The 4,890-nt window shown below is 67.3% G+C and carries 6 protein-coding genes and 1 pseudogene; 4 read left to right on the top strand and 3 right to left on the bottom strand.

Annotated features, from left to right (window positions below):
* Positions 1–180: 180 nt before the first annotated feature.
* A pseudogene (locus ACIRJP_RS41970) lies at positions 181–537 on the bottom strand (SAM-dependent methyltransferase); the annotation flags it as partial.
* 47 nt (positions 538–584) lie between these two features.
* Here ACIRJP_RS41970 and ACIRJP_RS41965 point away from each other — a divergent pair.
* The 3 genes from ACIRJP_RS41965 (at position 585) to ACIRJP_RS41955 (ending at position 2,352) form a co-directional block, all read left to right on the top strand.
* Positions 585–797 carry a hypothetical protein gene (locus ACIRJP_RS41965; RefSeq protein ID WP_404186419.1) on the top strand — a complete coding sequence of 71 codons (213 nt, stop codon included), beginning with the start codon at positions 585–587 and terminating at the stop codon, positions 795–797.
* A 311-nt stretch (positions 798–1,108) separates the two neighbouring features.
* Positions 1,109–1,291, top strand: a complete 183-nt coding sequence (locus ACIRJP_RS41960) for a hypothetical protein (RefSeq protein WP_404186417.1) — start codon at positions 1,109–1,111, stop codon at positions 1,289–1,291.
* A 320-nt stretch (positions 1,292–1,611) separates the two neighbouring features.
* Positions 1,612–2,352, top strand: a complete 741-nt coding sequence (locus ACIRJP_RS41955) for an HNH endonuclease family protein (RefSeq protein WP_404186421.1) — start codon at positions 1,612–1,614, stop codon at positions 2,350–2,352.
* Between the two features lie 97 nt (positions 2,353–2,449).
* Here ACIRJP_RS41955 and ACIRJP_RS41950 read toward each other — a convergent pair whose 3' ends face one another.
* Positions 2,450–3,685, bottom strand: a complete 1,236-nt coding sequence (locus ACIRJP_RS41950) for a helix-turn-helix domain-containing protein (protein ID WP_404186415.1) — start codon at positions 3,683–3,685, stop codon at positions 2,450–2,452.
* Between the two features lie 130 nt (positions 3,686–3,815).
* Positions 3,816–4,013: a hypothetical protein gene (locus ACIRJP_RS41945; protein WP_404186413.1), complete on the bottom strand. Its 198-nt coding sequence runs from the start codon at positions 4,011–4,013 to the stop codon at positions 3,816–3,818.
* Positions 4,014–4,504: 491 nt separating this feature from the next.
* On the opposite strand from ACIRJP_RS41945, the gene ACIRJP_RS41940 reads away from it, so the two are divergent.
* A complete protein-coding gene (locus ACIRJP_RS41940) occupies positions 4,505–4,852 on the top strand; it encodes a hypothetical protein (RefSeq protein WP_404186411.1) in 348 nt (115 codons plus the stop codon).
* Positions 4,853–4,890: the final 38 nt, after the last annotated feature.

The raw sequence follows: 4,890 nt of genomic DNA, 5'->3' as shown, positions 1-4,890 counted from the left end.
AGAAGACACGACGTGTCATCTCTACTGCGGAAGAAGCTCCTTCACGCCTGACCAGCGGAAACCCAGCTATCACAGCCGGAAAGACAACGGCTTCTCACTCAACCTCAGACACACCAGGTCAGACGGCCGCCGTGCCTCAGCTTCAGCGAGGCGGGACAGCGAAGTCTCCCTTGGGCTGAGCTACGAACGTCGCGCGACGAAGACGAACTCCTTGCCCGGCCTGTCGGGCGCGTCGCGAACGCCCTCCACCTCATAGCCCTGCGCGATCAGCTCCATCTCGACCTCCTGCCGCTCACGGAAGCGCAAGGTGGAGTCCGACGTCAGTACCTGCCCGTCCGCAGCGAACACGTAGGTCCAGCGGAACGTCACCAGCGACTCGCTCACCTCGATCACTTGGACCCAGCTTTCGACGGCGCCGACATCCGGGATCTCCGTCACGCGATATGAGGCTTCGCGGTTCCACTCCTCCCAGGCGCGTCTGGCTGGATCTCGGATCTCGAACACCAGACGGCCGCCACCGCGGTCGGCTTTTCGCAGATCCCCGGCCAGGGCGGTTCGAGTGGGCTGTGGACATGAAGGCGTCCATGACGAAGGCACTGGCCGACGCGTCTGTGCGTCTGGCTCGCCTGCACATGGCGGAACACGAACCTGAGGCGGCCCTTTGGGCGCTGCGGCAGGGCTTTCGCGCACTGGGCGACACCGAGCATGAACTGGACCGTCGGGTGCCTGCCTACGACAAAGACGAGGATGCCGTCCTCGCACTCCTGCGAAATCTGCAGAGCAGAGCACCCAAATAGCCAGGACGTATTGGTCCCGATCCGCTGCCACTCGGCGCAGTTGCATGCGTACGGGCAGCGTCGCGAAGGCCCCGTCACGTTGACCACTTCGACGAGAACCAGGCCCTGGTACTACCTGAGGGCTTGTCACTCTGCGCGTCCGAGCGACCAGACATTCGGGGCTTGCGCCGCTAACCCCCTCACGTGATAGGCGCCCGCCGATCTGGAAAAATCGCAGGTCAGAGGCGGGTTGCGCGGCTTGCCCTCCTCTGCCCCAGAGTGCCGTCACATGCCGCACGGCACCCATGCGGCATGGACGAAGGAGGAGCTTCATGGGCAAGCGCACGACGGCACGCCGCGAGTCGGGGAAGACGGGAGAAGAGCTGCGGCCCGACGTGGAGTTCAGGGCCCGCGGGTTCCACGTCAGCATGGACAAGGTCCCGTGGACGGGCCTCGTCCTGCTGGCGGGGGCTGTCGCCGCCAGGGTGGCCGGCGCTCACGTCTGGATGCTCTGACCTGACGGGTGGGGTGGCCCTGCGGAACGTGCGAAGTGACCGCGGGGCCATCCCGGGAGCACCGTCCTGTCAGGGCACTCATGTCCGACCGTACGAGCTGCGGTGGGTCACCGCCTGGTGAGCTGCTGCGTACGTGCTCGGCCCGGCCCGGGCGCAGCCGCGATGAGCCCGAGGCCGCAGACTGCCCCCGGTGCTGGCGGTGACCTCACCTGTCACTGCGGGGCTACGACCAGCACACATGACCCGGTGTCAGGACCTTGTCTCCGGCTGCAATCATGAGGGCTCATCAGCCCCGACCAGCTGGAGATCTCACCGTGTCCGTGCGCCGTTTCGTTCCCATTGCCGCCGCAGTGCTCGTGGCGTCACTCGCCGCGTGCAATCCCAGCGCCACGAAGAGCGAGTCCGACTCGAAGCCGGCAGCCTCCGAGTCTGCCGGTACCGACCGGGCCGAGGCCGGATCCTCGGCCGCTGGGGGCGCTCCCGCGGGCGGTAATGGTCTGTCACTGTCCGAGGCCATCGCGAAGATCCCGGGCGCGGACGAAGTGCGTGACGGGTACAGGCGTGACAGCTTCAAGCACTGGATCGACGAGGACAGCGACAGCTGCTCGACGCGCAACGAGGTGCTGCTTGCGGAGGCGGTCAAGGCGCCGGAGCAGGGGGCGCGGTGCGCGCTGACGGGAGGCGAGTGGCTGTCGTACTACGACGAGGTCACGGTCACCGCTGCGGGCAAGCTCGATATCGACCACATGGTTCCCCTGGCGGAGGCATGGGACAGCGGAGCGTCGAAGTGGGACGCTGAGCGGCGCATGCGGTACGCCAATGACCTCGGGGCCGAGCGCAGTCTTGTCGCGGTCACCGCGAAGACGAACCGGTCCAAGGCGGATAAGGACCCGTCGGAGTGGATGCCGCCGGCCGCGTCCGCGAAGTGCACCTATCTCGCTGACTGGACCGCGACGAAGCTTCGGTGGAAGCTCAGCGCGGACGACAAGGAGCGCGCGGCGCTGGAGACCCTCGCCAAGGACTGCACGGACACGGTCGTGAAGTACGAGGTTGCCGTGTAGCGGTTCTCGGCGTGCCTCGGCTCGATGCCGGCTACGTCGGCCCTGTTGAATCCGGCTGGGCCGACGGCGATGAACTCGTTGGGGAGTGGGCGGGGGGTTATTGGCTGGCCCAGGTGGTGGCGCCCTGGATGGGGGTGGGCAGGGGGCGTCGTGGTGTGGTGGGGCGGTTGGTGGTGGTGAGGATGTTGTTGAAGGCGGTGATGAGCTCTTCGATTCGGCTTGTGGTTCCCTGGCCCGGGGGCTGTGGTGGGGGAGCTGATGCAGGGTCGGTGCGTGCGGCGGCCGCCTGCTTCCAGAGGGGCTCGAAGTAGGTGTACTCGCCGTCGAGTGTCTGGATCAGTGTCTGGACTTCTTCCCAGGTGCCGATCGTGGTTCCGCTGAGGAGGTTGGTGATGCGGTCCGGGGCGAGGGCGTAGCCGCTGCTGGCGGACACCGACGAGGGCGTCGGGTTTCCTGCCCGGTGGTGCAGGAAGCGCAGGGCGGAGGCGAGTGTCTCGGGCCGGGGCTTGCGGGTGCGTCGGGCGTCGGCGTCGTCCCAGACCTTTTTGAGGACTTCGGGGTCGGCGCCGCAGGCGCGGGCGATGTCCGCTGTCGCCTCCCAGCTCGGGAATCGTTCGCCGTTCATGGCCCGTGACAGGAAGCTGGGGGAGAGTCCGGACTTCTTGCTCAGCGTTCGCAGGCTGTACCGGGAGGCGCGTTGGAGGTTGCTCAGGACGCAGGCGAAGTCTGCCGGTCCGGGGGCGGGGCCGGTGTCTGGAGAGGGTTCGGAGTTCTCGCCGTCGCGGTCGGTGTCGGCGTCGGTCTGGCTGAGGGGGGCGGCCTGCATGGCGAGCGGCTGGGGCCCGAAGGGCTCGCCCGGCGGGATGTGACGGGGTGCGGATCGGGTGGCGGGGCCCTTGATGTGGGCGCGGGTCAGCGCGCGCTTTACGACCGAGGCGTTGAACTTCTTGCGCACGGTGTCCTTGTTCATGCCGAGGAGCCGGCCGATCACCTCCCACGACGCGCCCAGGCGCTTCGTGCGGCCCACCACGGGCGTGGTCAGCTGGTCGATGCGCCGCTGCAACTGCAGGAGGAGTTCCAGCGGCTGCTCGACTGCCGGGGCCGGAGTGCGCAGGGCGTGCTGCAGGTCGCGGATCTCTGCGCACGCGGCGTCCAGCTCGCGGTGGAGGTGGTGGTCGAAGTCGGAGGTGTCGGGAGGCAGTCCTTTGCGGCGCTCGGTGTGGGCTGCCTGCCGGCACTTGGTGCTGCAGTACTCGCCGGGTCGTCCGGTGTGCCGCAGTGTCCGTCTGCCCCCGCACTGTTTACAGTGGTCCGACGAAAATGTGTTCCCCATGGTTTTCGCTCTCTGCCAGGCCGGTCCCGGGCGACGAAAGGGATTCCGCCGCCCGGGATTCGTGATGAAAAGCGGTGTCCGCCCGGCCGTTTCGTCGGAGAAATGTGCCCGGGACACTGCTGAGAGTCCGTCAGCGGGACTTCGAACTCCCGCGCGTACTCATCCACACGACGAGCGCCCACAGGGCCACAGGGGCCAGCATGAGGGCCATGGCCGTGTAACCGGGCGATCCGGGGACGATGAGCAACGGCGGGAAGGCGATGCCTGCGGCGGCGGCGGGGGCAGGCTGGGGGGTGTTGCCCGTGGATGCCGCGCTGTTGACAGACATGTTCTCGGCCGCGACCTGTTTGTTACTGTCACCTGCGAGTCGGCGCCAGAGGCGTTTGGCTCGGAAGTGATCCGGGGACGAAGGCATAGAGACCTCCTGGGTCGTCATCACATTGGGAGCGCGAACCCGGGTCCGTGAGAAGAGAGGGTTCGCGCTCCGTGAGCGTAATGACACGCTCTGCCCAATGCCATTCGGGCAAATGCCCCCATTTCCTGTAGAAGTCCGGTCCGATCGGACACTTTCGTCGGCATCGGACGGGCAATCCGCATGCAATTCCGATAAGCGCACCAATTCGGGCTGCGATCTTGGTATTCCGGCCCCGTCGGCACTGTCCGCCGCCCGGCAGGGGCTTCCCGGTCGTCGAGCGCATCGGCCCGGGGCGATCCGGACGAGACCGCGGTGGGGCCCAAGCCTCCTGCCCGTTCTGTAACTTATGAGGCGGTTCGGTGCGCCACTCGCATCCATAATTCGAACAGACGTACCCTTTGGGCGTGCCGAAAACCTTCCCCTTCCCGCAAGACCTCCTCGACGCCCAGATCGCCCTCGACGAGACGCGTGCCGCGTCCGAGAAGTACGCCGCTGCCTTGCCGTGGTCGGCCGAGCCGATGCCCGGCTGGGAGAGCGACAAGCAGCTCCACAGCAACTACATCTCCGCGAAGCCGGACAGCCCGGGGTACACCGAGGACCAGGCCGAAGTATCCCGCTTCCGCGCCCGGCTCCTGGAGCTCAGCATCACCGTGTCCACGCACCCCTTCTGGGACTCCGTGGAAGCCGGCGACCGCGTCGGGGCCCGCATGGCGCTCAAGCACGCCCACGAGCCGGCCGAGGACGAGGCGTAGCCGTGTCCGGGCCCGGCGGGATATCCGACCTGGACAAG

The organism is Streptomyces sp. NPDC102437, assembly GCF_044765565.1.
Taxonomy (GTDB): Bacteria; Actinomycetota; Actinomycetes; order Streptomycetales; family Streptomycetaceae; genus Streptomyces.
The sequence above is the reverse complement of the archived record's forward strand: the minus strand, read 5'-3'. Positions and strand labels throughout refer to the sequence as shown.